The sequence below is a fragment of the Streptomyces sp. NPDC052040 genome, assembly GCF_044548405.1.
Taxonomy (GTDB): domain Bacteria; phylum Actinomycetota; class Actinomycetes; order Streptomycetales; family Streptomycetaceae; genus Streptomyces.
Genome location: NZ_JBIUBV010000005.1, coordinates 101987 through 128853, shown reverse-complemented (window position 1 = coordinate 128853; position 26867 = coordinate 101987). Strand labels below are relative to the sequence as shown.

Sequence of the window (26867 nt, the reverse complement as noted above, 5' to 3'; positions counted from 1 at the left end):
GAATCCGCGGCGGAATCCGTGCTGGATTTCGGCGGCGGGTGCGGCCCGGATCCGGGCGGCGGTTCAGACCGTCGCCAGTGCCGTGCGGGTGGCGCGCCGTTCGGCCGCGACGGCGGGGTCGAGTGCGGGGACGGCGGCCAGCAGCTGCCGGGTGTAGGGGTCGCGCGGGGAGTCGTAGACCTCGTCGGCGGGCCCGTACTCGACGATCCTCCCGTGGCGCATCACCGCGACCCGGTCGCTGACCTGGCGGACGACGGCGAGGTCGTGCGCCACGAAGACCAGTGCGAGGCCGAGTTCGCGTTGCAGCTCCCCCAGCAGGGCCACGACCTGCGCCTGGGTGGTGACGTCGAGCGCCGAGACCGGCTCGTCGCAGACGATGACGCGCGGTTCGGCGGCGAGTGCCCGGGCGATGCCCACCCGCTGGCGCTGCCCGCCACTGAACTCGTGCGGATAGCGGTCGTAGTGCTCCTCGTCGAGCCCCACGCGGCGCAGCAGCTCGCATACGCGCCCCCGGATGCGCTGCTCGTCCCACCGTTCGCCACTTTGCGCCCCCGGGGAGGCCCGTCTGTCGCGGGCCCGCAGCGGGTCGGCGATCGACTCGCCCACGCTGCGCCGGGGGTTGAGGGAGGAGACGGGGTCCTGGAAGACCATCTGCACGGCCGGGTCCGTCCCGGAACGCACCGTTCCGCCGTGCCGGACCTCCCCGGCCGTGGGCTCCAGCAGCCCGACCAGCATGCGGCCCAGCGTGGTCTTGCCGCTGCCGCTCTCCCCGACGATGCCGAGGGTCTCGCCGCGCCGCACGGTGAGTGACACCCCGTCCACCGCGGCGAACGTCCGCCTGCCGCGGCCGAATTCGCGCCGCAGCCCCGATGCCTCGATGACGGTCTCCTCCGACGGGACCCCGGGGCGCAGCCGGGGCGCGTCCACCCGCGGGACCGCGCCCAGGAGCTGCCGGGTGTAGGCCTCGCGGGGCTCCCCCAGGACCTCGGCGACCGGGCCGTGTTCGACGGCCCTGCCGTGACGCATCACCAGCACCTCGTCGACGCTCTCGGCGGCGACCCCGACATCGTGGGTGACCAGCAGCAGGCCCGTTCCGGTGTCCTGCCGCAGGGTGTGCAGCAGGTCGAGGATCTGAGCCTGGACGGTCACGTCCAGCGCGGTGGTCGGCTCGTCCGCGATGAGCAGTTCGGGCTCGCAGGCGAGGGCCATGGCGATCAGGGCGCGCTGGCGCATCCCGCCGCTGAACTCGTGCGGGCGCGAGCGGGAGCGCCGCGCCGCGTCCGGGATGCCGACCCGGTCCAGGACCTCCACGGCACGGGTGCGGGCGGCGCGCCGGGAGGCTCGGGTGTGCGCCCGGTACACCTCGGCGATCTGGTCGCCGATCGCGTAGTACGGGTCCAGGGAGGACAGCGGGTCCTGGAAGACCATGGCGGCCGTCCCTCCGCGCAGCCCGCGCAGTTCGTCCTCGGAGGCCCGCTGCACATCGGTCCCGGCGACCCGTACCGAGCCGCCGAGCCGGGCGCCCGTGCCGCGGTGCAGCCCCAGCAGGGCGGCCGCGACGGTGGACTTGCCCGAGCCGGACTCGCCGACCAGGGCCAGGGCGGCGCCCCGCTCCAGCCGGAAGGAGAGTCCGCCGACGGCACGCAGACCGCCGAAGTCGACGGTCAGATCGGTCACTTCCACAAGGCTCATGCGAGTACCACCCGTCGGTCGGCCGCCGCGTAGAGCACGTCCGCGACGGCGTTGGCGACGACCACGAAGAAGCCGATGACCAGGACCATGCCGACGACCACCGGCAGGTCGACGACCTTCACCGCCTGGACCAGTGCCTGCCCGATGCCCGGCAGTCCGAAAAGCGTCTCGGTGAGGACGGCGCCGCCCACGGCGGAGCCGACGTTGTTGGCGTTGAGCGCGATCACGGGCGCGAGGGCGCCGCGCAGCGCGTGCCGTCCGACCACCGAGCGTTCGCCCACGCCGTAGGCGCGGAAGGTGCGGATGTGGTCCTCCGCCAGCGTCTCCAGCATCGACGCCCGGGTCAGACGGGCGAAGGTGGCGGCCTCGATCAGGGCGAGGGAGAGCCAGGGCAGCAGCAGGTTCCACGCCCACTGCTCGGGGTCGTCGGTGAGGGCGACGTACTGCGGGAAGGGCAGCAGGCGCAGTTCGCCGCAGACCACGATCATCAGGACCAGGCCGATCACGAAGACGGGCGTGGCGGTGCCCGCGAGGGTGATGGCGGTCAGCACCCGCTCGGTGGGCCTGCCGCGCCGCCATGCGGAGAGCATGCCGGTGCCGACGCCGAGGAGCAGCCACAGCACCATCGCGCCGAGCACCAGGGAGAGGCTCACCGGGAGCTTGGCCAGGATGAGGGCGGTGACCTGCTGGTCGCTCTGGTAGGAGAGGCCGAGACAGGGCGCGGAGCAGTGCTCCACCGAGGTGCCCGTGGAGTAGTCCTGGCCGACCAGGAGGCCCTGGAGGAAGTGTCCGTAGCGTACGTACAGCGGCTCGTCGAGGTGGAGTTGCTGGGCGACCTGGTGCACCTGTTCCGGGGAGCAGCGCGGGCCGCAGGTGATCTGGGCGACGTTGCCGGGGGTGACGTAGAAGACGACGTAGACGATCACCGAGATGGCGAACAGGGTGATCAGGGCGCCGGCGGTGCGGCGCAGGACGAAGCCGCCGAAGCCGCTCATGCGTCCGCTCCCTTCTCAGGCTCGGGTTTGCCGCGTGCGGCGGTCGGCCCGGCCGCCACTGTCGTCAGACCGGTCGCCCCGGCCGCGGCGGTTGAAGCGGCAGTCCCGGCCGCGGAGGTCGTGGCGTCCGTGGCGGCCGTTGCGTCCGTTCCCGTCGTAGCGTCCGTTCCCGTCGTAGCGTCCGGTCCCGTCGTAGCGTCCGGTCCTGCCGTACCGTCCGCCCGGGCCTCGCGGGTGCGGCCGGTGCCGACGCGCAGGCGGGAGGCGGCGCGCGGGTCGAGGGCCGTGCGGACGCCGTCACCGAGGACGGTCAGGGCGAGGACGGTGACGAAGAGGGCGCCCGCCGGAAGCAGCAGATACTGCGGTGCCGCCTGATACCAGACGTCGGCGGCGGTGAGCATCTGGCCCCAGGAGGGGGTGGGCGGCTTCACGCCGACGCCGAGGAAGGACAGGGCGGCCTCGACGGTGATGTTGATGGGGACGAGCAGGGCCGCGTAGGTGATGACGGGCGCGGCCAGGCCGGGCAGCAGTTCACGGCGGGCGATGTGCCAGGTGTTCCAGCCGCTGAGCCGCGCGGCCGAGACATGGTCGAGGCTCTTCAGGGCGAGCGTCTGGGCGCGCACGATCTTGGCGGTGTTCCCCCAGGCGATCAGGCCGATGACCAGGGTGACCAGGACGGGCCGGGGGAAGCTGTCCGGGACGATCGCCAGCAGCGCCAGCGACATGATCATCAGCGGCATGCCAACGATGATGTCGGTGGCCCGGCCGAGCAGTTGGTCGACCCAGCGATTGCCGAGGGCGGAGGCGACTCCGACCGCGACCCCGATGAGGACCTGGAGGGCGGTCGCCGCGAGGGCGACCCCGAGGGAGACCCGGGCGCCGTACACCAGCCGGGCGAACAGGTCGCGTCCGGTCTGCGGTTCGACGCCGAGCCAGTGGTCCGCGCCGATGCCGCCGAGGGACCCGACGGGGACGCCGCCGCGTGCGGAGTCGACGAGCGACGGGTGGTAGGTGGTCGGGTCCTGGCCCTCGATCGCGGTGAGCAGCGGCGCGGCGAGCGCGACCAGGACGAGCAGCGCGACGACGGCCGCCGCGACGAGGGCGGCGCGCTGCGTCCGCAGCCGCCGCCAGAACTGTAGGGCCCCCGAGGCGCCCGGGACGGGGGTGTCCGTCCCGGGCGCCTGGGCGGCGACATGTGCTTCGCTCACGGTGCTACTTGACCGCGACCTGCGAGATGTCCAGCACGCCGGTCCAGTCGCTGATCACGATGTTCTTGACGTCCTTGCCGTACAGGCGCTTGTAGACGGGATGGAACAGCGGCACGACAAGGGCCTGTTCGCCGATCTTCTTGTCCAGGGCGCCCCAGCGTGCGGCGGCCGCGTTCAGGTCGGTCAGCTTGTTGATGGCGTCGATCTCGTGGTTGACCGAGGCGTCGTCGAGGAGACCGGTGTTGAAGTTCGCGCCGTCCCTGACAATCTGCCGGCCGTCGAAGATCGGGGCGAGGAACGGTCCGCCGGAGGGCCAGTCGGCGCCCCAGTGGGCGAGGAAGAGCCCGGGCTCCGTGCGGACGCTGTGGATCTTGTCCTTGTAGTCGTTGTCCTCCAGGCCCTGGAGCCTGACCGTGATTCCGGCCTTCTTGAGCGCGTCCTGGACCGCGGTCGCGATCTCCGGGCTGGTCTCGAAGTCCTTGCTGTTGGAGTGGGTCAGGGTGATGGTCAGCCCATTGGGGTGACCGGCCTGCTTGAGCAGCTCCCTGGCCTTCGCCGGGTCGCCCGTCGGGCCCGCGGGGAAGAGGTCGTACGGCGTGTGGCCGAAGGACTTCTGGTCGGGCAGGAAGGTGGTCGCGGGCTCGGCCAGCGAGGAGCCGCCCGCCGCGTTGACCACCGAGGAGCGGTCGACGGCGTACGAGATCGCCTGCCGCACCCGGGCGTCGTCGAAGGGCTTCACCGTGGGGTTGAAGGCCAGGTAGTTCGTGTAGCCGAAGTGGCCGGTGCCGACGCGCGAGGCGAGGTCCTTGTCCCCGGTCACCTTGGCCAGTTCGGCGGGGCCGAGGTTGGTGTCCGTGGTGACCGCGGCGGCGTCCGCCCCTTGGGACGCGGACAGCCGCTGGTTGATCACCGAGGAGTCCAGTCCGGAGCGTACGTCGATGCGGTCCGGGTAGGCCTTGCGCTCGGAGTCCGTCACCGCGGACCAGTGCGGGTTGCGCTCCAGGACGAGCCGCTCGCCGTCGTTCTCGTTGGAGACGACCCGGTAGGGGCCGGAGGAGACAGGGTGCTCCTCGTACTTGGTGCCGGTGTCCTTGGCCTTGGGCACCGGGGCGAACTGCGTCTGCGTCGCCAGGTACGGGAACTCGCCCTCGGGCTTGTTCAGATGGAAGACGAGGGTGCGGCTGTCCGGCGTCCCGATGGCGTCGAGACCCTTCTTGTCCTTGTAGGGGCCCTGGTAGTCGGCCGCCCCGGCCAGCCAGTCCCGCAGATAGGGGGCGCCGCCGGACAGCTCGGGGGCGAAGGAGCGCTCGATGCCGTACTTGATGTCGGCCGAGGTGATCGGGGTGCCGTCCTCGTAGGTGAGCCCCTTCTTCAGGGTGTACGTCCAGACGGTCGCGTCCTTGTTCGGGCGCCCGGTGTCGGTGGCGAGGTCCGGGACGACCTTGGCACCGGCGGCGCCGTTCTCGCGGTTGCGGGTGGTGAGGGTGCGGAACACCAGGGAGGGCACGTTGCCGCCGCCGGAGGTGTACAGGCGCGCCGGGTCGAAGTCCTGCTGCGGCTGGGAGTTCAGCACGGTCAGGGTGCCGCCCCGGTGCGGCGCGGAGCCGCTCCCGGCGCCCTTGGCATCGCTGTCCTCCGGCCCGCAGGCGGCGGCGCCCGCTGCCACGACCAGGCCCACGGATGCCGCTGCCACGCGGCGCGCTATGACGGACGGTTGACGCATCGGAAGGTACGACCTCTCGGAGGTGTCTCGCCATACGAGACAGATTGACGAGGAGTGAGACGAAATGAGGCAGACGTCGGCCCCGGCGTCAGGTCGTCGGAAACGGTGAAGCCCCGCGGCTACGGAAGCCGCAGGGGTTCCCGGGATGCACAGCGCAGGGGTTCCCGGGGATTCACAGCAGGGTGAGGAAGGCGACGCTCACGCCGGAGGCGGGGCGTCAGCGACAGAGGATGTCGGCCACGCACAGCGGGGTCACGCCGATGAGCGCCAGCTCGATGGCGGCGCGAACGGGGGCGTGACGGTGCGACATGGGAAGCAATATGGAGGAACTTTTCCCGTGTGTCAATGTGACGATAGCTACCGCCGTCAACTCCTGGGGAAGGGCCAGGCGTTGGGCAGGCAGTGGATTCCGTCGTGGTCGAGGAACTTGGTCTGCTGTTGCATGACCGGGGCCAGCTCGCCGCTCTTGTCGCAGGTGACATGGCCGTAGCCGAGGCGGTGGCCGACCTCGTGGTTGATCAGCATCTGGCGGTAGGGGTGGATCTGCTTGCCGTACCCGTAGGTGACGGAGCCCTCGGCCCAGCGGTAGGCGTTGATCATCACGCGCTCGGTGGAGGCCGAGTCGCAGGAGACGTTGTCCTCCGTGGTGTCCAGACCGGACTTCGCGCACCAGGTGGCGGTGGTACCCGGACTGGCGAGCGTGATCACGAAGTCGGGCTTCCCGGAGGAGACCCGCTCGAAGGTGCGGGCGCCGTGGTGGGCCCAGCTGCGGTCGTCGTTGAGGGTCTTCTGCACGGCGTCGGCGAACAGCCGCCCGTCGAGGCCGAGCCCCTTCTCCACGTCCACGCGGTAGGTGTACTTCTTCCCCGTGCCGGGCGCCTTGGCGAAGCCGGGGACCGCGGTGAAGGTGCCCGGGCCCTTCAGCGTGGCGCCGAGCGGGTAGGTCCGGTCCATGGCCTGCTCGAAGGTCAGCGGCGCGGCGCTCGGCGGGGCGGCCGGTGCCGTGCCGGAGCCGTGGAGGTCGCGGGCCTGGCCGGTGGCGGGCCGCGCGCTCGCGGAGGTGCCGCCGTGCCCGCCGGTGACCTGGCCCGCGACGACGATGGCGAGCGCGGTGGTCACGGCGGCCGCCGCGATCCCGGCGAAGGTACGCCCGCGGCCGGAGCGGGTCCGGCCGCCCTCTCCGGCGGTGGGTGAACCGTCGGCCGGGGCCTCCTCGGAGGCGGGGGCGGGGGCGGAACCGGGGCCGGGGTCGCGGGTGACGGCGTCGCGGGCCGCGGCGCCCTTGCGGCGGGGCGCGACGACGTCGTTCTTCTCGTCCTGGCCGGAGGCGTCCCGGCGGGGAGCGTCCTGCTCGGGCGCGCCCCCCTCCGGCCTCTCCCGGTCGAAGGCGTCGAGATACTCCTGGCGGGGGCCGCGCGCGGTGCGCTGCCGCGGAACCCGGGGCGGCGCGGGCCGTCCGGCCGACGCGTCCCGGTCCCCGGCTCCACTCCCGAACTCGCCCCAGCCGCCCCCGGCTTCACGCTGCGGGGGATGGTCGCCACGGGCGGCCCGGGCGGCGTCCACGGGGACGCGGGGGGTGCCGTGGGCAGGGGTGCCGTCGGCACGGACGCGGGAGGTGCCGCGCGCGGGGGTGCCGTCGGCGAAGCGGGGGACGCCCCCTGCTGGCGTGTGCGCTGCCGGAGTGTGCGCGGCCGGTGCCTGCGCAGGCGGGGTTTGCGCCGCCGGGTTGTGCGCGGCCGGGTTGTGCGCGCCCGCGGTATCCGAAAAGGACGAGGTCGGGGCCGGTATACCCGGCACCGCGCCCGTGTCCGTGCTGCTGTTGTCGCCCCGCCCCTTGCGGCTGTGCCGTCCCACGCCGCGCCTCAGCTCCCCGCCCCGGTCCTGCCGGACTCGTCCTCGTCCCGAACCCCGTCACGCTCCCGCATCCCGGCGCCGTCGGGGTCGCCCTCGCCCCGCGGCAACTCTCCCGAGTCCGCGAGCAGTTCGTGGAAGGCCGTGGCCACCAGATCCGGATATTCCATCATGGCCACATGACCCGCCTCCGGCAGGGTCAGCAGCCGGGAGTCACGGAAGGCACGCGCCGCGCGCCGGGCCATCCGGAACGCCACCAGCTGGTCCCGGCCGCCGTAGACCAGCAGGGTCGGGGCGAGGACGCGCTCCGCCTGGCGCCACAGATTGTGCTGCCCGCCCAGGGTGTACGCGTTCACGATCCCGCGCGCCGAACGCGCCATCGCGTCCCAGAAGTACGGCAGCCGAAGCCGCCGCTCCATCTCCTCCACCGCGTTCTGGAAGCCCTCCGGGGTGACGCGCCCCGGGTCGCCGTAGCAGAGCGCCGTGACCCCGCGGACGCGCTGCTCGGCCGTCCACTGGCTGGTGTAGCGGGTGTACAGGGAGGCGATCCCGGGCAGCGCCAGCAGGGCCGTCGGGACCGCGCCGCGCTGCACCCGGATCTCCGGGAGCGCGGGCGAGACCAGGGTGAGCGTACGGACGAGGTCGGGCCGTACGGCCGCCACCCGGGTGGCGACGGCCCCGCCCAGCGAGTTGCCGAACAGGTGCACGGGTCCGCGTCCGGCCGCGTCGAGATGGCGGATGACGGCCCGCGCATGACCGGTCACGGAGTAGTCGCCGTCGTCGGGCGGCGGGGAGTCGCCGAAGCCCGGCAGATCGACGGCCTCGCCGTCGACGAGGTGGTCCAGCCGCACCATCAGGGCCGACCAGTTCTGTGAGGAGCCGCCCAGCCCGTGGACGTACAGCGCGGGCGGCAGTCCCTCGGTCCGCGGCGGCCTCGACCGCACCGTCAGCGTGATCCCGGGCAGTCTCACCGACCTGAGCCCCTCGCCCTCCTCGACCCGGACGGGAGCCACCCGTGGGAGGACGTTGGCTGCCGGGGCGGCGGTCGGCGACTCGGTCGAAGACATGCGGCAATGTTACGAGACGATCACGCAGTGGCTCCTGTGTTCGCCGTCACACGCCTGTTCCCGTCACGGGCCGCCGCACCACGCATAGCGTCCGTATCGGGTGTCTCCTAGGCTCAGAACAGGGCACCCGCATGTGGACCCTGCCTCTTCAGGAACGTGCCAGGAGTTCTGGGAAGGGAGCCCACCATGGCCGTAGACCCCACTGATCCCGAGACGTTCGAGGGCGACGAGACCGACGTCGGCGAACTCGACGTGGAGGCCCCCGAGAACGACGCCGCCGAGCAGCACCAGGACCTCGCTCCCGAGAGCGACGAACCGCTGACCGCGGAGGAGATCCTGCGCGCCAACGAGGCCGACCTCGTGGAGCAGAAACGCGTCGTCTCCATCGATGAGGACGACTATCGGTGACTGCCCGCGGACCGCGTGACCGGTGCCGGAGCCCGCGGGGCGGGGAGACGACCGCGCCCGCACGGGTTTCGCCGGCGTCCGGTCCGTGAAATTCTGCGCTCGCACCGCGCACAGCACGGTTACCGAAAAGTACGATGGCGGCGCGGCGCACACCGCAATGTGGACGATTTTGGGAGGCGGCGTGACAGCCATCGAGCAGACAGAGGCGGCGCGCCCGCGGGGCACCCGCCTGCCGCGCCGTGCCCGACGCAACCAGCTGCTGGGCGCCGCGCAGGAAGTCTTCGTGGCGCAGGGGTACCACGCGGCCGCGATGGACGACATCGCCGAGCGCGCGGGCGTCAGCAAGCCGGTGCTCTACCAGCACTTCCCGGGCAAGCTCGACCTCTATCTGGCCCTGCTGGACCAGCACTGCGAGGCCCTGCTCCAGGCGGTGCGGAACGCGCTGGCCTCGACGACGGACAACAAGCACCGCGTCCGGGCCACCATGGACGCCTACTTCGCGTACGTGGAGGACGACGGCGGCGCCTTCCGACTGGTGTTCGAGTCGGACCTGACGAACGAGCCCGCCGTGCGCGAGCGCGTCGACCGGGTCACGCTCCAGTGCGCGGAGGCGATCTGCGAGGTCATTGCCGAGGACACCGGCCTGTCCCGGGCGGAGTCGATGCTGCTGGCCTCCGGGCTCGGCGGTCTCGCCCAGGTCGTGGCGCGCTCCTGGCTGAACAGTGACCGCAGCGTGCCGCGCGACCAGGCGGTGCAGCTGCTGGCGTCGCTGGCGTGGCGGGGCATCGCGGGCTTCCCGCTGCACGGCACCGATCAGCACCACTGAACCGCAGGAACCACAGGAACCACAGGCGCCGAGGGTGCCGGGGGCGTCGCAGGCAGGCCCCGACGACGTGGGGGACGTGTGTTCCCGCAGGGTGTGGTCGTCTGTTCCCGCCGGGTGTTCGCTCCTGGCGTTCCGGGGCGGGGCATGCACGTCCCCTCACCGGGCTAATGTGTGCTGGTACGGCGCGGACGGCCGCGCACTTCACTGACCGTCGGAGGGACAAAGCCGTGGAGGTCAAGATCGGCGTGCAGCACGCACCCCGCGAGATCGTTCTGGAGAGCGGTCAGACTGCCGAGGAGGTGGAGCACGTCGTGGCCGAGGCCCTGTCCGGCAAGTCGGCCCTGCTGAGCCTCATGGACGAGCACGGCCGCAAGCTTCTCGTCCCGGCCGACCGTCTCGCCTACGTGGAGATCGGCGAGCCCGCTCCCCGCAAGGTGGGCTTCGGCACGCTGTAGCTCCGCACGGAGCGGCACGGGGTCCGGTGGCGAGCGCCACCGGGCCCTTTCGCGTTTCTGCCGCCCTGCCTCCGGGAGCGTCCGGGAGTGCTGCGTCCGGGTGCGGTGCGCACAGACGGAGCACATCCCGCGCACAGATGATGATTGTGATCCACGCCCCACGGGTAGGACCGGCTAAGACCGATTTGCCCTGGCAGACGCCGTGTGGGAGGGAACATTCATGCTCTTGGAAGCGTTCGGCTCCGCCGTTCTCGGGCTCGCCCTGGCCTGGGTTGCCGCACACCGACTGCCCCACCGTTTCCCGGACCGCACCCTGGTGCTGGCGACCGGCGTGGCGGGGGCCCTGTTCGGCGCGTTCGTCACGCACAGCGCCCTGGGCGCCGTGAGTCTTCTGGTGATCCTTATGGGCGCGCTCGTCGTCTCCGCGGCCTCGCTGTCGCTGCTGCTCCGCCCTGCGGAGCGGTTTCGGCGCCACTCGGCGACGGCCTGAGGCCGAGCCCCGGCGCCACCGGCCCCCGGGCCGTCCCGGCCTCTGGGACCACCTGCGCCACCGGCCGCACCGACACACTCGGGCGGCCCGGTGACCCATCACCACACCGACACAGACACCCGGGCGGCCCGGTGACACCTCACCGGGCCGCCCGTGGAGTCACCGCATCCGTCAGGCCGCGAGGCCCAGCGCCGCCATCCGCTTGGTGTGCGCCTCGGTGATCCGCGAGAACATCCGGCCGACCTCGGCGAGGTCGAAGCCGTCCGCGACACCGCCCACCAGCATGGTCGACAGCGCGTCCCGCTCCGCGACCACGCGCTGGGACTGCGACAGGGCCTCACCCATCAGCCGCCGCGCCCACAGCGCGAGCCGCCCGCCGACCCGCGGATCGGCGTCGATCGCGGCGCGCACCTTCTCCACGGCGAAGCTGGCGTGCCCGGTGTCGTCCAGCACGGCGAGCACCAGACCGCGCGTGTCGGCGTCGAGCCGCGCCGCGACCTCCCGGTAGAAGTCACTGGCGATCGAGTCGCCGACGTACGCCTTGACGAGCCCCTCCAGCCAGTCCGAGGGCGCCGTCTGCTTGTGGAAGCTGTCGTAGGCCGCGACGAACGGCTCCATCGCCTCGGTGGGCCCGACGCCGATCCCGGTCAGCCGGTCCCTGATCTGCTCGAAATGGTGGAACTCGGCGGACGCCATCTTGGCCAGTTCCGCCTTGTCCGAGAGCGTGGGCGCGAGCTTCGCGTCCTCCGCGAGCCGTTCGAACGCCGCCAGCTCTCCGTACGCCAGGGCGCCGAGCAGATCGACGACCGCGGCGCGGTACTGGGGGTCGACGGAGGCCGTCGCCCAGTCCTGGGCTGCGACTCCGGTGGGTTCGGCGGGTGCCTCGGGGGCGTTGTCAGGCGTGGTCATGGAGCGCACAATAGTCCGCTCTCCGTGGCTGGGAAGTCCCTGGTCAGTCACTGTGATGACGACTACGTGACCGAATCGGCCATCGCCTGTGCGCGATTCCGGGGTATGGTGGTAATGCGCCTGCTGAGTACGTTGACGTATCTCGACGGGCCGCATGTATGAGGATGCCCGGTCGGTGGCCCGATCGGCTCCGACCCGACAGCTCTCCCGTCCGTACGGCACCGTGCGTACGGCGTCCGGAGAGACCCTCAGCGGTACGAGCGCTGGAGCGTCGGCGTGGTCCCGTGCCACAGGCCGTCCCCAGAGAGCGGCCGACGTCTTCCGACACGGTCACGACCCCCCGCGCTCGCCTCGCACCGCACACACAGAAGAGGCAGCACCCTGACTACGACTTTTCGAGAACTCGGAATCCTTCCCGAGACCGCCGAGGCCCTGGAAGCCGTCGGCATCGTCCATCCCTTCCCCATCCAGGAGATGACGCTCCCCGTGGCCCTCTCGGGCTCGGACGTCATCGGCCAGGCCAAGACCGGCACCGGAAAGACCCTCGGCTTCGGTCTTCCGATCCTGGAGCGTGTGACCGTTCCGGCGGACGTCGAGGCGGGCCGCGCCACGCCCGACGCCCTCACCGACGCCCCGCAGGCGCTCGTCGTCGTCCCCACCCGCGAGCTGTGCACCCAGGTCACCAATGACCTGCTCACCGCGGGCAAGGTGCGCAATGTGCGCGTCACCGCGATCTACGGCGGCCGGGCCTACGAGCCCCAGGTCGAGGCCCTGAAGAAGGGCGTCGACGTGATCGTCGGCACCCCGGGCCGTCTGCTGGACCTGGCGGGACAGAAGAAGCTGAACCTCAAGCATGTGAAGTGTCTCGTGCTCGACGAGGCCGACGAGATGCTCGACCTGGGCTTCCTGCCCGACGTCGAGAAGATCATCAACATGCTGCCGGCGAAGCGCCAGACCATGCTGTTCTCGGCCACCATGCCGGGCGCTGTCATCGGCCTCGCCCGCCGCTACATGTCCCAGCCCACGCACATCCGCGCCACGGCGCCGGACGACCAGGGCGCGACGGTCGCGAACATCGCGCAGCACGTCTACCGCGCACACTCCATGGACAAGCCGGAGATGGTGGCGCGCATCCTCCAGGCCGACGGCCGCGGACTGGCGATGATCTTCTGCCGTACCAAGCGCACGGCGGCCGACATCGCCGAGCAGCTCCAGCGGCGCGGCTTCGCCTCGGGCGCGGTCCACGGCGACCTGGGCCAGGGCGCGCGCGAGCAGGCCCTGCGGGCCTTCCGCAACGGCAAGGTCGATGTGCTCGTGTGCACCGACGTGGCCGCGCGGGGCATCGATGTCGAGGGCGTCACCCACGTCATCAACTACCAGTCCCCCGAGGACGAGAAGACCTATCTGCACCGCATCGGCCGTACGGGCCGGGCGGGCGCCTCGGGTACGGCGATCACGCTGGTCGACTGGGACGACATCCCGCGCTGGCAGCTGATCAACAAGGCGCTGGAGCTGAACTTCGGCGACCCGGTGGAGACCTACTCCACCTCTCCGCACCTCTTCGCCGAGCTGAGCATCCCGGCCGGCACCAAGGGCGTGCTGCCGCGCTCCGAGCGCACCCGCGCGGGGCTCGGGGCGGAGCAGCTGGAGGACCTCGGTGAGACCGGCGGCCGGGGGCCGCGCGGCCGTCGCGGCGCGCCTGCGGCTGCCCCGGCCGAGGAGCGCGAGCGCCCGGCACGCACGCCGCGCCGTCGCCGTCGTACCCGCGGCGGAGCGGCCCTCGACGGCCCCGACGCCACGGTTGCTCCGGAGACCACCGGCACGCCGGAGGCCACGGCCGAGGCCGTGGAGCCGCGTAACCCGCGCCGCCGTCGCCGTACGCGCGGCGGGGTGACCTCGGAGGCCGTCGCGGTGACCGAGACGGCGCAGCCCGCGGTGGCGGAGCCGGCCGAGGCCCTGGTGGACACCGCCGAGCCGGTGAAGCCGCGCCGTCGGCGCAGCCGCCGGTCCGCGGAGCCCGTGGCCGAGACGGTCATCGCGGCACCGGTGACCGAGCCGGTCGCCGCCGAGCCCGCGACGGCGGCTCCCGCCGCGGCCGAGACGGTCGTGGACACCGCGGAGGCCGTGGAGACCAAGCCGCGCCGCCGCACCCGCAAGGCCGCCGAGGCCGTCGTCGAGACGGTCGCCGCCGACACCGCGGAGACCACGGAGGCTGTGGAGGCCAAGCCGCGTCGCCGCACCCGCAAGGCTGCCGAAGCCGTCGTGGAGACGGTCGAGGGCGAAGCCCCGGCCAAGCCCCGCCGCACGCGCAAGACCGCCGAGGCGGCCGTCGAGGTCGCGGAGACCGCCGAGGCCAAGCCGCGGCGCACCCGCAAGGCCGCCGAAGCCGCCGTCGACACCGCGGAGGGTGAGGCCCCGGCCAAGCCCCGCCGTACGCGCAAGGCCGCCGAGGCTCCCGCCGAGACGGTCGCCGCCGAGGCCGCGGAAGCCGTGGAGGCCAAGCCGCGTCGCCGTACCCGTAAGGCTGCCGAGGCCGTCGTGGAGACGGTCGAGGGCGAAGCCCCGGCCAAGCCCCGCCGCACGCGCAAGACCGCCGAGGCCGCGATTCCCGCGCAGCCGGGTGAGGAGGCCGAGGCCAAGCCGCGCCGCCGCACCCGCAAGGCCGCCGAAGCCGTCGTGGAGACGGTCGAGGGCGAAGCCCCGGCCAAGCCCCGCCGCACGCGCAAGACCGCAGCACAGCCCGCCGAGGGCTGAGCCTCGGCCCGCGGGCCGAAGCCGAGTGAACGCCGAGGGCCCGCCCCCACACCGGGGGCGGGCCCTCGGCGTTCCTGGCCCCAGCACCGGTAGGGGCGCCGCCGTACACCGGAGGTCGCCCGCCCTCGCCTCCCCGTGCACCCGACCGGCCGGTAACCTCCCCCCATGAGCCGTCCCCCCAGCTTCGTCCCGCCTCCCGGTGTCCGGGCGCACATGCTCGCCACGGAGCGCGGGGAGTTCGCCGCGCTGACCGCGGAGGCGACGGCGTCGCAGGTGAGGGGGACCGCCCTCCTGCTCCCCGGTTTCACCGGGAGCAAGGAGGACTTCATCGTGGTGCAGCCCCTGCTCGCGGCGGCCGGGTACCGCACGGTCGCGGTCGACGGGCGGGGCCAGTACGAGTCCCCCGGCCCCCGGGACGACGAAGCACCGTACGCACAGCAGGAGCTGGCCCGGGACGTGCTCGCGCAGGCACGTGCCCTCGGTGCGCCCGTCCATCTGCTCGGGCACTCCCTCGGCGGTCAGATCGCCCGGGCCGCCGTCCTCCTCGACGCCTCCCCGTTCGTCTCCCTCACCCTCATGGCATCCGGCCCGGCGCAGATCTCCGAGCCGCAGCAGCAGCGGGTGAAGCTGTTGCGGGACGCCCTCGTCCTCATGGACATGGCCCAGGTCTGGGACGCCATCCAGGCCATGGAGCCGCCCGGCGAGGCCGACGGCGGGGACATCGACGAGGGGCTCGCCGACGGAGAGGACCTGCGCCGCCGCTGGCTCGCGAACAGCCCCGCCCAGCTGCGGGCGACGGGCCGCCAGTTGTGCGGGGAACCCGACCGGGTGGCCGAACTCGCCGCCGCGGGACTGCCCCTGCATGTGCTGTCCGGTGATCGCGACGACACCTGGCCGATTCCCCTGCTGGACGACATGGCCGCCCGGCTGGGCGCCCGCCGCACGGTCGTACCGCACGCCGAGCACTCCCCCAACACGGACCGCCCCGGGCCGACCGCCGAGGCCCTCGCGGCCTTCTGGAACCAGTACTCCTAGCGGGCGGTCCCCGGCGAGCCTTCGGTCAGTACTGCCCCTGCAAGTGCTCCCAGAAGCCGTCCCGCAGGGAGCGCCGCAGGTCGGACTGGCCGCGCAGCGAGTACTGCAACAGGCCCTCCGCCTCCACCAGGAGGTCCTGGTCGACCGAGCCGGGCAGATAGGGGTGCCCGGGCAGCAGCTCCGCCAGCGTCTCCCGTCCCCGCGCCACCAGCCACTTCGCCGCGATCTGCGCGCCCACGAAGCGGACGTCCTCGCGGGTGGGGCGGGCGGCGGAGGTGGCCTCGTACGCCGCCGCCGTGCGCCGGGTCACATAGGGCTTGAAGAATTCGAGTTCCAGGGTGCGCTGGCTGTCGACCTCCCACAGCAGCGGTTCCGCCTGGTTGCGGCCCTCGGGGGCCTCGATCCCCCACAGGTGCACCCGTGCCCCGTACCCCTGGGCCGCCTCCACCGCGGACACCAGGTCCTCGTCGCCGCCGATGAGGGCCGCGTCGCTGATGGCTCGATGCCGGGCCAGGGACTCCAGATCGGTGCGGATGAGGGAGTCGACGCCCTTCTGCTGGTTGTTGGCGTTGAGGTTGCCGAGCCGCACCTTGACGTCGGGGAGTTCGGCGATGGACTGCTGTTCGGCCGTGTGGATACGGCGCCGGGCGCCGTCGTACCAGTAGACGCGGAGCAGGCGGCTGTCCGCGAAGATGGAGCGCGCCTTGTCGATGAAGGCCTCGATCAGCCCCTCGGCGTCGAGGTCGAAGGACCGCCGGTCCTCGGTACCGGCGACGAGCCGCCCCGCTGCCGCGTAGAGATAGCCCGCATCAACGAAGATCGCGTGGGTGGAGGGCGTCTTCGCCACCTCGGCGAGCATGCGGTGGAGCAGCTCGTTCGTACGGTCGATGCGGGCGCCGAGCGCCGCCAGGTCGTCGTTCATATGCCTTCATTGTCCCGGTGGTCACGCTGCGAACACAACTGGTCCCGATCGGTGTCGACGGGCGGCGGACCGTCTGCTTCCGCTTCGACGGGGCAGGCGTACGGCATCTGAGCGGTCACACCCCCGACTTACCGGTCGGTAATTAGCGACTCGAAAAATTTCCTTAGCGTAGGGAATGTTTGTAACACGCATCCCGTTGACTCCTACGGACGGGGGCACTGTGGCCCCACGCTCCGCAGACCAGTAGTTCTCCTCAGGAGGATGACCAGACGAAGGGAGAAGCCCTATGCGCTTCGAAATCATGCGACTCGACGACATCGACGGCACGCCCGTGGACACCACCGTCGTGGACGCCGCCTCCGTCAAGCAGATCGTTCAGCAGGCCGCCGCCATCGGGCAGCGCCTCTGGATCCGCCCGGCAGACCCGACCGCTTCATGATCCGCACCATCGGCACGACCTCGCTCCGCCTCCGGCCGCGCAAGGCCGTCTGAGACTTCGGAAGCCCCGTACGGCAGCACGCCGTACGGGGCTTCCGCGTTCCCCGGCCCCGGGTACGGGCCGTTCAGCTTCCGCGAATGACCTGGGTGATCCCATTGATGATCTGCTGCACGGCGATCGCGGAGAGCATCATGCCCGCCAGCCGGGTCACCAGCACCACACCGCCGTCCTTGATCACCTTGATGATCAGCAGCGAGTAGCGCATCACCAGCCACAGCACCACATGGATCGCGAGGATCGCCGACCACACCGACACCTGGGTGGTGACGCTGTCGGCCTTCTGGACCGCGAGGATCACCGAGACGATCGCACCCGGGCCCGCCAGCAGCGGCATACCGAGCGGTACCAGCGCCACATTGACGTCCTTGGTCTGCTTCGGCTCGTCCGTCTTGCCGGTGAGCAGGTCGAGGGCGATGAGCAGAAGCAGCAGCCCGCCCGCGATCATCAGCGCGGGCACGGAGACATGGAGGTAGTTGAGGATCTGATGGCCGAGCACCCCGAAGACGGCTATGACACCACCGGCCACGCAGACGGCCTGGAAGGCCATCCGCTTCTGCACCTTGGCGGGCCTGCCCGCGGTGAGCGCGAGGAAGATCGGGGTGATCCCGGGGGGATCCATGATCACGAAGAGGGTGAGGAAGAGGGAACCGAAGACAGCGACGTCGAACATGGGGGCCTTGCGCAGAGGTACGGAGCGAACGCGCGGCGGTGAGTGCCGCGGCCGCTGGGGGCGGTGGCCGCGCCGGTGGCGCGGTGGGGCGGGGGCACGGCGGCGGGCGGCCGGGTGCCTCCGGGAACAGGGGGTGGAGGGGGAGAGAGGAGAAGGGTGCGGGGCTAGACGTTCCGGCGTCCGCCGGGAGTGACGCCGTCCCCGTCCGGGGTACCGCTCGGTCCGCCGGCGCCCGGGACCGGGAAGGCCCCGGTGGCCCGACGGGTGATCTCGCCGTACACCTCGGGGTCGGTGGTGTACTCGCCGAGCACGCAGGTCTTGCGGCTGCCGTGGTAGTCGGAGGAGCCGGTGGCGAGCAGTCCCAGTTCCCGCGCGAGGCCGCGCAGCCGCGCCCGGGTGGCCGGTTCGTGGTCCATGTGGTCCGCCTCGATGCCGTCGAGACCGGCGGCGGCGAGGTCGGCGACGGCGGACTCCGGCAGGGTGCGCCCGCGCCGGGCGGCCGCCGGGTGGGCGAGGACGGCGACCCCGCCCGCGGCCTTGACCAGCCGGATCGCGGCAAAGGGGTCCGTCTCGTGCTTCTGCACATGGGCCCGCCCGCCGTCGGCGAGCCACTCGGGGGTGAAGGCGTCCGAGACGCTGTCCACCACACCCAGCTCGACCAGGGCGGAGGCGAGGTGCGGGCGCCCGACCGAGCCGTCCCCGGCGATCCGGGCCACCTGGTCCCAGGTGATCGGCACGTCCAGCTCGCGCAGCTTGGCGATCATGGCGTGGGCGCGCGGCACCCGGTCGTCCCGGACCAGCTCGCGTTCGGCGAGCAGCTCGGGTTCCCTCGGGTCGAAGAGATACGCCAGCAGGTGCACACCGATGCCGTTCCACCGGCAGGACAGCTCGGCGCCGGTGACGAGGGTGAGCCCCTCGGGCAGCGCGGCGACCGCCTCGGCGTGGCCCCGGGTGGTGTCGTGGTCGGTGAGCGCGATGACGTCCAGCCCCTCGGCGGCGGCGCGGCGCACCAGCTCGGCCGGGGTGTCCGTGCCGTCGGACGCGGTGGAGTGGGTGTGCAGATCGATGCGCACGACACGGACTCCAGGCGGTGACGGGACGGAAGGGGTTCGCTCCAGGATAACGGGAGTTCCCGGCACCCCTGTCACAGCCGCAGCCGGGCTCCGCCCCCTACGCACCGGCACCCCGGCGGACCTGAGCGTCACGGCTCCATCGGCGCGTCACGGCCAACCGGAGCCACGACCCACCGGCCCACGGCCCGCGACCCACGACCCACGACCCACCCAGAGATCACGACCCACCCAGGATCACGGCCCGACCGAACTCACGGCCCGACCGAACTCACGGCCCGACCGGACTCACGGCTTGATCAGGCGCGGCGACAGCGCACCGATCGGGAGCAGGTCCACCTCGGCGCCCGCGTCGCGCAGATCGGTCAGCACCAGGTCGTCGTACATCAGCATGCCCGTCTCCTCGGGCCAGACGACCGCCCACAGCCACAGGCCGCGCGCCTCGCCCGCGAAGACCGCCCGGTCGCCGGGGACGCCCGAGACATGCCACAGCGGGGTGGGGCGTCCGGCGGCCAGCACCTTGGCCTGGGGCGGCTTCTCAACGTTGAGGCAGGCGCCGGGGTCGGGCCCGTCGATGCCCGCGTAGCGCGCGCCGAGGCCCACGCCCAGTTCCTCGGCCACGAGGATCAGCTCGCCCACCCCGCCGAGCGGCCCGGGGCCCGAGCAGGCCACGGCCGTGGCCCGGCCGCCGCTGCGGTCGTCGCCCGCGTAGGCCACCCCCGTGAACAGCCAGCCCACCGGCAGCGGCCAGGGCATCCACACCGGGACGCGGGCGCGGTGCACCACCACGCCGAGGGCCTCGACGCTGGGCGGGATCACAGGCTGGAGCGGATGCACGTTCCCATGCACATCGCACTGCCAGGCATCGGCGAAGAGTCCGGGAGCCCTGACCCGGCCACCGCACTTCGGGCAACTGGGTTCGCCCCTCATAGGGCCCCACGGTCCTCCCCGTCCCGCGCCGCGTCAAGGACGATCACCCGTCCGGCGCGCGCCCCGGCGTCGTTCCACCGGCGCAGAGTAGGTGCGGGTTGCATCTATTAGCCCTGCTAACTTATTATGTGTATAAGCCAACCATTCGGCGACCATTCAACCGAGAACTGCGAGGGCATCATGGGCAGTGGTACGGAAGGATCCGCCACGGCGGCGGCCGGGACGGATCCGTTCGACACGGGGACCGGCGGGCTGCTGCGCCAGCCGAAGGCGGTGTGGGCGACCGCGGGCGCGTCCGTCGTCGCCTTCATGGGCATCGGACTCGTCGACCCGATCCTGCCGTCCATCGCGCAGGGCCTGCGGGCGACACCGAGCCAGGTCTCCCTGCTCTTCACCTCGTACTTCCTGATCACCGCCGTGGCGATGCTGGTCACCGGCTTCGTCTCCAGCCGCATCGGCGGCCGCCGCACCCTGCTGGCGGGCCTCGCCCTGGTCGTGGTCTTCGCGGGCCTCGCCGGAACCTCCCACTCGGTGGCCCAGCTGGTCGGCTTCCGCGCGGGCTGGGGCCTCGGCAACGCGCTCTTCGTCTCCACCGCACTCGCCGTGATCGTGGGCGCGGCGGCCGGAGGCAGCGCCGCGGCGATCCTGCTCTACGAATCCGCGCTCGGCCTCGGCATGGCCTGCGGCCCGCTGGTGGGCGCGCTGCTCGGCAACATGAGCTGGCGGTACCCGTTCTTCGGTACGGCCACCCTGATGGCGATCGGCTTCCTGTGCATCACGGCGTTCCTGAAGGAGCAGCCCCGGCCCGCGCGGAAGACCTCACTGCTCGACCCGGTCCGGGCGCTCGGCCACGGCGGCCTCGCCTCGGTGGCCGCCTCCGCCTTCTTCTACAACTACACGTTCTTCACGGTGCTGGCCTTCACCCCGTTCGTACTGAACATGACGCCGTACAAGTCGGGTGCCGTGTTCTTCGCCTGGGGGCTGCTGCTCGCCGTCTTCTCGGTGATCGTGGCACCGCGCATGCAGCGGCGCTTCGGTTCGCTGAAGGTGCTCGGCGGCTCCCTGGTGCTGCTCGCGGCCGATGTCGCCGTGCTCGGCTACGGGGACCACACCACCGCCGTGGTCTGCACGATCCTGTCCGGCGCCTTCATCGGCGTGAACAACACCGTCTACACCGAACTGGCTCTCGGGGTCTCGGACGCCCCCCGGCCGGTGGCGAGCGCGGGCTACAACTTCGTCCGGTGGTTCGCCGCCGCGGCCGCGCCCTACCTTGCGCCGAAGATCGAGGAGTGGAGCGACATCCATCTGCCGTTCGCGGTGGCGGCGGTCACCGCGCTGCTGGGCGCCGTGGTGGTCCTGCTGCGGCGCAAGGCGCTGGTGCACGAGGCGGAGGAGCTCCAGCCCCGCCACGCCACGGAGGACGGGGTCGGCGTCTTCGCCGGCTGACACCGCCCGCCACCGGCCGCCTCCTTCACCGACTGACGCCGACGGACGCCGGTTGGGCCCGGGCCCTCACGGCCCGGGCCCAACCGGCCGACAGCGGGGGCGACTTGGACCCGGGTGATCCCCCTCACCCTCGCGTCAGTCCAGGGGTACGGACCTCCGGGAGGGATCCCGGAGGTCCGTACCGTGCGTCAGCCAGCGCTCCTGGAGCGCCTGGGCGCCGTGCACCCGCTTCCAGGCGGCCTCGTTCGGAGTCATCGGCAGCAGCGGCAGAAACCGCACGGGGTCGAGGGGCGCGTCCAGCTCCAGATCCTCGACCAGACCGCCGGACTCGGCGACCAGGACCGAGGTGAACGGCGCGCCCGGCCACAGCGGCCCGCCCACGTCCAGCGAGGCGCCGGGAGCCACCACCACGCCCTCGACCTGCGGGGAAGCCGCCAGGACGGCGAGCGGGCGGAGCACCTTGCCGGTGTCGGCGAGGCCGCCCCGGACGGAGAGGACCAGTTCGGCCCGGGGGCCCTTGACGGGGTCGGCGAGCAGCGCGGCGGGGTCCGCCATCGGCTGTCCCGACATGCCGAGGGTGGCGTAGCGCAGGACGGTTCCCTCCCCGGAGCCCTCCCGGAAACGCAGCACCTCGATGCGGTCGGCGCCGAGGAAGGTGACCGCCGCACGGGCGTCCGGTTCGCCGAGCGCGGTCCGCAACCGGGCCTCGACCAGAGGGAGAACATCAACCATGCGGCGAGCATAGAACTCGTCAGCTACGGGCAAAGCGGCGCCTTGACACTTCGGTCTGCTGATACTCTTGCCCGGTGCTCGGGCAGCCCGCAGAAGCGGTCGGATCGAAGCCCGGCACCGATGAGACTCCCCCACGGGGAGATGGACCGTCCCTCACCGGGGACCGGCCGGAGGAGGTGGGGCTGACATGGATCGAAGTCGACCGTGCAGTACCACCCGCTCTTCCGGCCTCTGATGTAGCTGCTCCGGCTGGCTGCCACCCCTCACCTGCGCGCCGTGTTTCCGTGCGGATCCCCCGGGAATCCGCTGAGGATCCGTTCGTGCACCGCGGAAGAGCACTTCGTTTCGCTTTACCTGATCTGACTGATCTGTACCCGTAGCGAAGCCCGCCACCGCGACGGTGCGGTGCTCCCCGCTTTGTGGACGTGCCAAACCTCCCCTGCCGAAAAGGCAGGAGACGGACCGTCAGGACGTCCCCATTCCGGGCAGTTCCACCCGTCGTCGGCGCCTCCGCTCCCCGTCGCGAAGGAGCCTGCCATGTCCATGATCCGCGATCTGCGTGCGGTGGTCCGCCCGTCCCGCCCCTCCCTGCGCAAGGACACCGGCGCCTACGACACCACGCGCGACCCCGCGACGCCCTCCGCCGTCGTCGACTGCGCGGTCTACCGCGACGGGGTCCGGATCGAGACCCCCGGCCGGCTGACCCCGCACGAGGCGATGCGGCTGGTGCGCCGGGACGGCGGCTTCGTATGGATCGGACTGCACGAGCCCACCGACGCGGAATTCGCGGGTATCGCCAGTGACTTCGGGCTGCACCCGCTGGCGGTGGAGGACGCGGTGCAGGCGCACCAGCGCCCCAAGCTGGAGCGGTACGACGACTCCCTCTTCACCGTCTTCAAGACCATCCACTACGTCGAGCACGACCGGCTGACCGCCAACAGCGAGGTCGTGGAGACCGGCGAGGTCATGTGCTTCACCGGCCGGGACTTCTTCATCACCGTCCGGCACGGCGGCCAGGGGTCGCTGCGGGAGCTGCGGCGCAGGCTCCAGGACGAGCCCGAGCTGCTGGCCAAGGGCCCCTCGGCCGTGCTGCACGCGATCGCCGACCATGTCGTCGACGGGTACATCGCGGTGGCCGACGCGGTCCAGGACGACATCGACGACGTCGAGACCGAGGTGTTCTCGCCCGGCCGCAAGGGCACCCCCCGGGGCACCGACGCCAGCCGGATCTACCAGCTCAAGCGCGAGGTGCTGGAGTTCAAGCGGGCCGTGGCGCCGCTGCTGCGGCCCATGCAGCTGCTCAGCGAGCGGCCGATGCGGCTGATCGACCCCGACATCCAGAAGTACTTCCGCGATGTCGCCGACCACCTCGCCCGGGTGCAGGAGCAGGTCCTCGGCTTCGACGAGCTGCTCAACTCGATCCTCCAGGCCAACCTGGCGCAGGCCTCCGTGGCGCAGAACGAGGACATGCGGAAGATCACCGCCTGGGCCGCGATCATCGCCGTACCGACGATGGTGTGCGGTGTGTACGGCATGAACTTCACCTACATGCCCGAGCTGCACTGGCGGTACGGCTACCCCGTGATCATGGGCATCACGGTGGTCATCTGCCTCGGCATCCACCGCACGCTGAAGCGCAACGGATGGCTGTGACCCCCCCTGGGCCGGGCGCAATTAGGCTGGCCGCATGACAAGCGAGCTGCTGGAGCGGGCCCTCGTCGAGGAGGCCACGAAGAAGTCCGGGCTGATCTGGGTCCGGGCCGAGCCCTCCCCCGGCGCGCACACCGCGGCCGCGCCCGCCCAGGCGCTGTGGCATGTATGGCACGAGGGCGCGGCCTGCGTGGTGGGCGACGGCCCCGGCGAGCAGCCGCTGCCCGGCCTGGCCGACGGGGGCGGCGCGGTCGTCACCGTCCGCAGCAAGGACAAGGGCGGCCGGATCGTCGGCTGGACCGCCCGGGTGACGGAGCTGGCGCCCGGATCGCCGGAGTGGGAGGGCACGGTCGCCGAGCTCAAGGGCAAGCGGCTGAACGCCCCCGACGGCGAGGCGATGCCGGAGCGCTGGCGCCGCGAGTGCCGGGTACTGCGCCTGGAGCCGCTGGGCACGACGCTGCCGCTGCCCTCCGACTCCCAGGCCGCGCCTCCGCCGCCGAGCCCGGCCCTCACCCGCCACCCGATCCCGGCGGCCCTGCCACGCCTGCTGCGCCGCAAGCGCCGCTGACCCGCGCCGCAAGCGCCGCTGACCGACGGCTGCCCCTCCCGGCCGCTCGCGCGGACGGCCCGTCCCCCAGGACGACCGGGCCGTCTGGACGACCGGGACGACTGGACGACCGGGACGGCCAGGGCGACCGGACGACCAGGCCGACCGGACGACCAGGGCAGCTAGGACGACGGCAACTGCTCCCCGTAGTCCACCGTCTCCTGCTTCGGCGGCTCCTGGAGCGCGAAGTCCTTTCCCCAGTCCGACAGGCGCAGCGTCCCCGCGTTGCCCGCGCGCACCAGGAGCAGCGGGTAGGGGGTGCCCTCCAGGGAGACGTCCAGGGTGCCGCCGGACCCCTTGTCGCCCTCGATCCGGATCGTGCGGACGCCGTTCTGCTCGTGGTGGCCGTCCGTGCCGAGCGTGCCGTGCAGCGCGAGCAGGCCGTCGAGCAGCACACCCTTGTCGGTGAAGCCGCTGAAGCGCTGGTAGGCCGGGTCCCCGGCCGGCACCTTGACGTACTTCCCGTCGAGCTTGTCCGCGGCGGCCGTGGATCCCGCGCCGCCCTTGCCGCCCACCCGGCTCCAGAAGCCGGCGTCGGCCTTGAGGAACAGGTGCTCGCCCACCCGCAGCAGCCGGAAGGTGCCGTTCTTCGAGGTGACCGAACCGGTGCCGCCGTCCCCCTTCAGCCGCATGTCCAGGGTGTAGGTGGCGCCGCTGCTGACGACGGTCCCCGACAGCCGCACCGCCGGGGCCGACTTCGCCGCCGTGCGGGTCCGGGTCTGGATGGTGTCGGGCGGCAGCTTTCCCACCCCGTTGGTGCCCGCGTCCGGGTCCTCGCTGCACCCCGAGAGCGCCGCCGCTCCCGTCACGACCAGCGCGCACACGGCGCTCACCAGGGCGGCCCTGCGGGTGCGGCGCGGGGGGAATGCAGTCACGGATGGGGCTGCCTCTCGTGCGGATGTCCTCGTCGGCGTACCGCAGAGTACCGGTGCCCGGCGGACCCGCCGGAGTCAGTCCGTCCGCCCCGCTCGCCAAGGCGTACGGCACCGGGACGGACTAGCCTGAAGCCCACCTGAACGGATAGACCGGCATGAACAGGAGGCGGCGGGCATGGCGGCTGGCGCCTCTCGCATCTTCGTCTCGCACCTGGCCGATGTCGCCGTCTTCGACCCCAACGGCGACCAGGTGGGCCGGGTGCGCGACCTCGTCGTCATGCTGCGGGTGGGGCGGCGCCCCCCGCGACTGCTCGGACTGGTGGTCGAACTGACCACCCGCCGACGTATCTTCCTGCCCATGACCCGGGTGACCGGCATCGAGTCCGGCCAGGTCATCACCACCGGCGTGCTGAATGTGCGCCGCTTCGAGCAGCGGCCCACCGAGCGGCTCGTCTTCGGGGAGCTGCTGGACCGCCGGGTCAAGATCGTGGAGACCGGGGAGCAGGTCACCGTGCTCGACCTCTCGGTGCAGCAGCTGCCCGCGCGCCGGGAGTGGGAGGTCGACAAGGTCTTCGTGCGCAAAGGGAAGGGCGGGGCGTTCCGGCGCAGCAAGGGCGAGACCCTCACGGTCGAGTGGTCCGCCGTCACCGGCTTCTCCCTGGAGGAGCACGGGCAGGGCGCCGAGAGCCTGCTCGCCACCTTCGAACAACTGCGCCCCGCCGACCTGGCCAATGTGCTGCACCATCTGTCGGCCAAGCGCCGTGCCGAGGTCGCCGCGGCCCTCGACGACGACCGGCTCGCCGATGTCCTCGAACAGCTGCCCGAGGACGATCAGATCGAGATCCTCGGCAAGCTCCAGAAGGAACGCGCCGCGGACGTCCTGGAGGCCATGGACCCGGACGACGCCGCCGATCTGCTCGCCGAGCTGCCCGAGGACGAGAAGGAACGGCTGCTGGGCCTGATGCAGCCCGACGACGCCGCCGACATGCGCCGTCTGATGGCCTACGAGGAGAAGACCGCGGGCGGCCTGATGACCACCGAGCCGGTGGTGCTGCGGCCCGACGCGACCGTCGCCGACGCGCTCGCCCGGGTCCGCAACGCGGACCTGTCCCCCGCTCTCGCCGCCCAGGTGTACGTGTGCCGTCCGCCGGACGAGACGCCCACCGGCAAGTACCTGGGGACCGTGCACTTCCAGCGGCTGCTGCGCGACCCGCCGTACACCCTGGTCAGCGCGCTCCTCGACGACGATCTCCAGGCCCTGTCCCCGGACGCGGCGCTGCCCGTGGTGGCCGGGTTCTTCGCGACCTACGACATGGTCGCGGCGCCCGTGGTCGACGAGTCCGGCTCGCTCCTCGGGGCGGTCACCGTGGACGACGTACTGGACCACATGCTGCCCGACGACTGGCGCGAGGCGGAGTTCGACCTGGGCGACGAGGGGGCCCCGCATGGCACCTGACCGCGAGAAGACCCCCGCGGGCGCCACCGCCGCCACCCGCGCCCGCACCCGGCTCGACCAGCCGCAGCCCCGCCGCCACCGGATGCTGCCGGAGTGGGACCCGGAGGCCTTCGGACGGCTGTCGGAGCGGATCGCCCGCTTCCTGGGGACCGGGCGGTTCATCGTCTGGATGACGGTCGTCATCATCCTCTGGCTGGTGTGGAACATCACCGCACCGCGCCATCTGCGCTTCGACCCCTACCCCTTCATCTTCCTGACCCTGATGCTGTCCCTCCAGGCCTCCTACGCGGCCCCGCTGATCCTGCTGGCGCAGAACCGCCAGGACGACCGCGACCGGGTCAACCTCGAACAGGACCGCAAGCAGAACGAGCGGTCGATCGCGGACACCGAGTATCTGACCCGGGAGGTGGCCGCGCTGCGCACCGGACTGGGCGAAGTGGCCACCCGCGACTGGATCCGCTCCGAACTCCAGGACCTGATGAGGGAGCTGGAGGGTTACCGAAGGCCCGACGGGGCCGTTGTATTCCCGGCGGAGCGCGGCCGGGGACGTGACACAGACGACCGCTGACGGGGCTTTCCCGGGCCCCCTCCGGGCGC

26 protein-coding genes are annotated in these 26867 nt (G+C 72.1%); 12 read left to right on the top strand and 14 right to left on the bottom strand.

The window, feature by feature from the left end:
* Nucleotides 1-63: 63 nt before the first annotated feature.
* The 7 genes from ACIHAA_RS13315 to ACIHAA_RS13285 all read right to left on the bottom strand — a co-directional run bounded on the left by ACIHAA_RS13315 (nt 64) and on the right by ACIHAA_RS13285 (nt 8536).
* Nucleotides 64-1692: a dipeptide ABC transporter ATP-binding protein gene (locus ACIHAA_RS13315; RefSeq protein ID WP_399816358.1), complete on the bottom strand. Its 1629-nt coding sequence runs from the start codon at nt 1690-1692 to the stop codon at nt 64-66.
* Complete coding sequence (locus tag ACIHAA_RS13310) at nt 1689-2687, bottom strand: ABC transporter permease (protein ID WP_399816356.1); 999 nt, start codon at nt 2685-2687, stop codon at nt 1689-1691. Before ACIHAA_RS13310 ends, ACIHAA_RS13315 begins: the two co-directional genes overlap by 4 nt.
* Nucleotides 2684-3895, bottom strand: coding sequence for an ABC transporter permease (locus tag ACIHAA_RS13305; protein WP_399816354.1), 1212 nt, complete (start codon nt 3893-3895; stop codon nt 2684-2686). The genes ACIHAA_RS13310 and ACIHAA_RS13305 overlap by 4 nt, the downstream gene beginning before the upstream one ends.
* 4 nt (nt 3896-3899) lie before the next feature.
* Nucleotides 3900-5618, bottom strand: a complete 1719-nt coding sequence (locus ACIHAA_RS13300) for an ABC transporter substrate-binding protein (protein WP_399816352.1) — start codon at nt 5616-5618, stop codon at nt 3900-3902.
* 217 nt (nt 5619-5835) lie between these two features.
* Nucleotides 5836-5928 carry an Ms4533A family Cys-rich leader peptide gene (locus ACIHAA_RS13295; protein ID WP_311693007.1) on the bottom strand — a complete coding sequence of 31 codons (93 nt, stop codon included), beginning with the start codon at nt 5926-5928 and terminating at the stop codon, nt 5836-5838.
* Nucleotides 5929-5984: 56 nt separating this feature from the next.
* The gene (locus ACIHAA_RS13290) at nt 5985-7472 is read right to left on the bottom strand and encodes a DUF3152 domain-containing protein (protein WP_399816351.1); all 1488 of its coding nucleotides are present in this window, start codon (nt 7470-7472) and stop codon (nt 5985-5987) included.
* Nucleotides 7473-7480: 8 nt separating this feature from the next.
* The gene (locus ACIHAA_RS13285) at nt 7481-8536 is read right to left on the bottom strand and encodes an alpha/beta fold hydrolase (protein ID WP_399816350.1); all 1056 of its coding nucleotides are present in this window, start codon (nt 8534-8536) and stop codon (nt 7481-7483) included.
* 186 nt (nt 8537-8722) lie between these two features.
* On the opposite strand from ACIHAA_RS13285, the gene ACIHAA_RS13280 reads away from it, so the two are divergent.
* The 4 genes from ACIHAA_RS13280 to ACIHAA_RS13265 all read left to right on the top strand — a co-directional run bounded on the left by ACIHAA_RS13280 (nt 8723) and on the right by ACIHAA_RS13265 (nt 10715).
* Nucleotides 8723-8944, top strand: coding sequence for a hypothetical protein (locus ACIHAA_RS13280; RefSeq protein WP_399816349.1), 222 nt, complete (start codon nt 8723-8725; stop codon nt 8942-8944).
* A gap of 181 nt (nt 8945-9125) precedes the next feature.
* Complete coding sequence (locus ACIHAA_RS13275) at nt 9126-9770, top strand: TetR/AcrR family transcriptional regulator (protein WP_399816347.1); 645 nt, start codon at nt 9126-9128, stop codon at nt 9768-9770.
* Between the two features lie 227 nt (nt 9771-9997).
* Nucleotides 9998-10225 (top strand): DUF3107 domain-containing protein, encoded by a 228-nt coding sequence (locus tag ACIHAA_RS13270; protein ID WP_399816345.1) that lies wholly within the window; start codon nt 9998-10000, stop codon nt 10223-10225.
* 220 nt (nt 10226-10445) lie between these two features.
* Nucleotides 10446-10715 carry a hypothetical protein gene (locus ACIHAA_RS13265; protein WP_399816344.1) on the top strand — a complete coding sequence of 90 codons (270 nt, stop codon included), beginning with the start codon at nt 10446-10448 and terminating at the stop codon, nt 10713-10715.
* 171 nt (nt 10716-10886) lie between these two features.
* Here ACIHAA_RS13265 and ACIHAA_RS13260 read toward each other — a convergent pair whose 3' ends face one another.
* Complete coding sequence (locus ACIHAA_RS13260) at nt 10887-11624, bottom strand: ferritin-like fold-containing protein (RefSeq protein ID WP_399816342.1); 738 nt, start codon at nt 11622-11624, stop codon at nt 10887-10889.
* A gap of 474 nt (nt 11625-12098) precedes the next feature.
* Between ACIHAA_RS13260 and ACIHAA_RS13255 the strand changes: the two genes are divergently transcribed.
* Together ACIHAA_RS13255 and ACIHAA_RS13250 are read left to right on the top strand one after the other, a co-directional pair.
* A complete protein-coding gene (locus ACIHAA_RS13255) occupies nt 12099-14378 on the top strand; it encodes a DEAD/DEAH box helicase (protein WP_399816340.1) in 2280 nt (759 codons plus the stop codon).
* A 165-nt stretch (nt 14379-14543) separates the two neighbouring features.
* Nucleotides 14544-15413, top strand: coding sequence for an alpha/beta fold hydrolase (locus ACIHAA_RS13250; RefSeq protein ID WP_399816338.1), 870 nt, complete (start codon nt 14544-14546; stop codon nt 15411-15413).
* 25 nt (nt 15414-15438) lie between these two features.
* On the opposite strand, the gene ACIHAA_RS13245 is transcribed toward ACIHAA_RS13250, so the two are convergent.
* Entirely contained in the window at nt 15439-16335 is an 897-nt protein-coding gene (locus tag ACIHAA_RS13245) for an NYN domain-containing protein (RefSeq protein ID WP_399816336.1), read from the bottom strand.
* A gap of 286 nt (nt 16336-16621) precedes the next feature.
* Between ACIHAA_RS13245 and ACIHAA_RS13240 the strand changes: the two genes are divergently transcribed.
* A complete protein-coding gene (locus ACIHAA_RS13240) occupies nt 16622-16774 on the top strand; it encodes a hypothetical protein (RefSeq protein WP_399816334.1) in 153 nt (50 codons plus the stop codon).
* A gap of 124 nt (nt 16775-16898) precedes the next feature.
* On the opposite strand, the gene ACIHAA_RS13235 is transcribed toward ACIHAA_RS13240, so the two are convergent.
* The 3 genes from ACIHAA_RS13235 to ACIHAA_RS13225 all read right to left on the bottom strand — a co-directional run bounded on the left by ACIHAA_RS13235 (nt 16899) and on the right by ACIHAA_RS13225 (nt 19504).
* The gene (locus ACIHAA_RS13235; protein WP_399816332.1) at nt 16899-17504 is read right to left on the bottom strand and encodes a MarC family protein; all 606 of its coding nucleotides are present in this window, start codon (nt 17502-17504) and stop codon (nt 16899-16901) included.
* 164 nt (nt 17505-17668) lie between these two features.
* Nucleotides 17669-18577: a PHP domain-containing protein gene (locus ACIHAA_RS13230; protein WP_399816330.1), complete on the bottom strand. Its 909-nt coding sequence runs from the start codon at nt 18575-18577 to the stop codon at nt 17669-17671.
* A gap of 285 nt (nt 18578-18862) precedes the next feature.
* Nucleotides 18863-19504 (bottom strand): DUF6758 family protein, encoded by a 642-nt coding sequence (locus ACIHAA_RS13225; RefSeq protein WP_399816328.1) that lies wholly within the window; start codon nt 19502-19504, stop codon nt 18863-18865.
* Between the two features lie 180 nt (nt 19505-19684).
* Here ACIHAA_RS13225 and ACIHAA_RS13220 point away from each other — a divergent pair, with 180 nt between their 5' ends.
* A complete protein-coding gene (locus tag ACIHAA_RS13220; RefSeq protein WP_399816327.1) occupies nt 19685-20950 on the top strand; it encodes an MFS transporter in 1266 nt (421 codons plus the stop codon).
* Between the two features lie 135 nt (nt 20951-21085).
* Here ACIHAA_RS13220 and ACIHAA_RS13215 read toward each other — a convergent pair whose 3' ends face one another.
* Nucleotides 21086-21682: a suppressor of fused domain protein gene (locus ACIHAA_RS13215; protein ID WP_399816325.1), complete on the bottom strand. Its 597-nt coding sequence runs from the start codon at nt 21680-21682 to the stop codon at nt 21086-21088.
* Between the two features lie 537 nt (nt 21683-22219).
* Between ACIHAA_RS13215 and ACIHAA_RS13210 the strand changes: the two genes are divergently transcribed.
* Together ACIHAA_RS13210 and ACIHAA_RS13205 are read left to right on the top strand one after the other, a co-directional pair.
* Entirely contained in the window at nt 22220-23335 is a 1116-nt protein-coding gene (locus ACIHAA_RS13210; protein WP_399816323.1) for a magnesium and cobalt transport protein CorA, read from the top strand.
* Between the two features lie 34 nt (nt 23336-23369).
* Nucleotides 23370-23900, top strand: coding sequence for a hypothetical protein (locus ACIHAA_RS13205; RefSeq protein WP_399816322.1), 531 nt, complete (start codon nt 23370-23372; stop codon nt 23898-23900).
* Nucleotides 23901-24061: 161 nt separating this feature from the next.
* On the opposite strand, the gene ACIHAA_RS13200 is transcribed toward ACIHAA_RS13205, so the two are convergent.
* Nucleotides 24062-24814 carry a hypothetical protein gene (locus ACIHAA_RS13200; protein ID WP_399816320.1) on the bottom strand — a complete coding sequence of 251 codons (753 nt, stop codon included), beginning with the start codon at nt 24812-24814 and terminating at the stop codon, nt 24062-24064.
* 175 nt (nt 24815-24989) lie between these two features.
* Here ACIHAA_RS13200 and ACIHAA_RS13195 point away from each other — a divergent pair, with 175 nt between their 5' ends.
* Nucleotides 24990-26270, top strand: coding sequence for a magnesium transporter MgtE N-terminal domain-containing protein (locus ACIHAA_RS13195; RefSeq protein ID WP_399816318.1), 1281 nt, complete (start codon nt 24990-24992; stop codon nt 26268-26270).
* Nucleotides 26260-26838 carry a DUF1003 domain-containing protein gene (locus ACIHAA_RS13190; protein WP_399816316.1) on the top strand — a complete coding sequence of 193 codons (579 nt, stop codon included), beginning with the start codon at nt 26260-26262 and terminating at the stop codon, nt 26836-26838. Before ACIHAA_RS13195 ends, ACIHAA_RS13190 begins: the two co-directional genes overlap by 11 nt.
* The last annotated feature ends 29 nt before the right edge of the window (nt 26839-26867 follow it).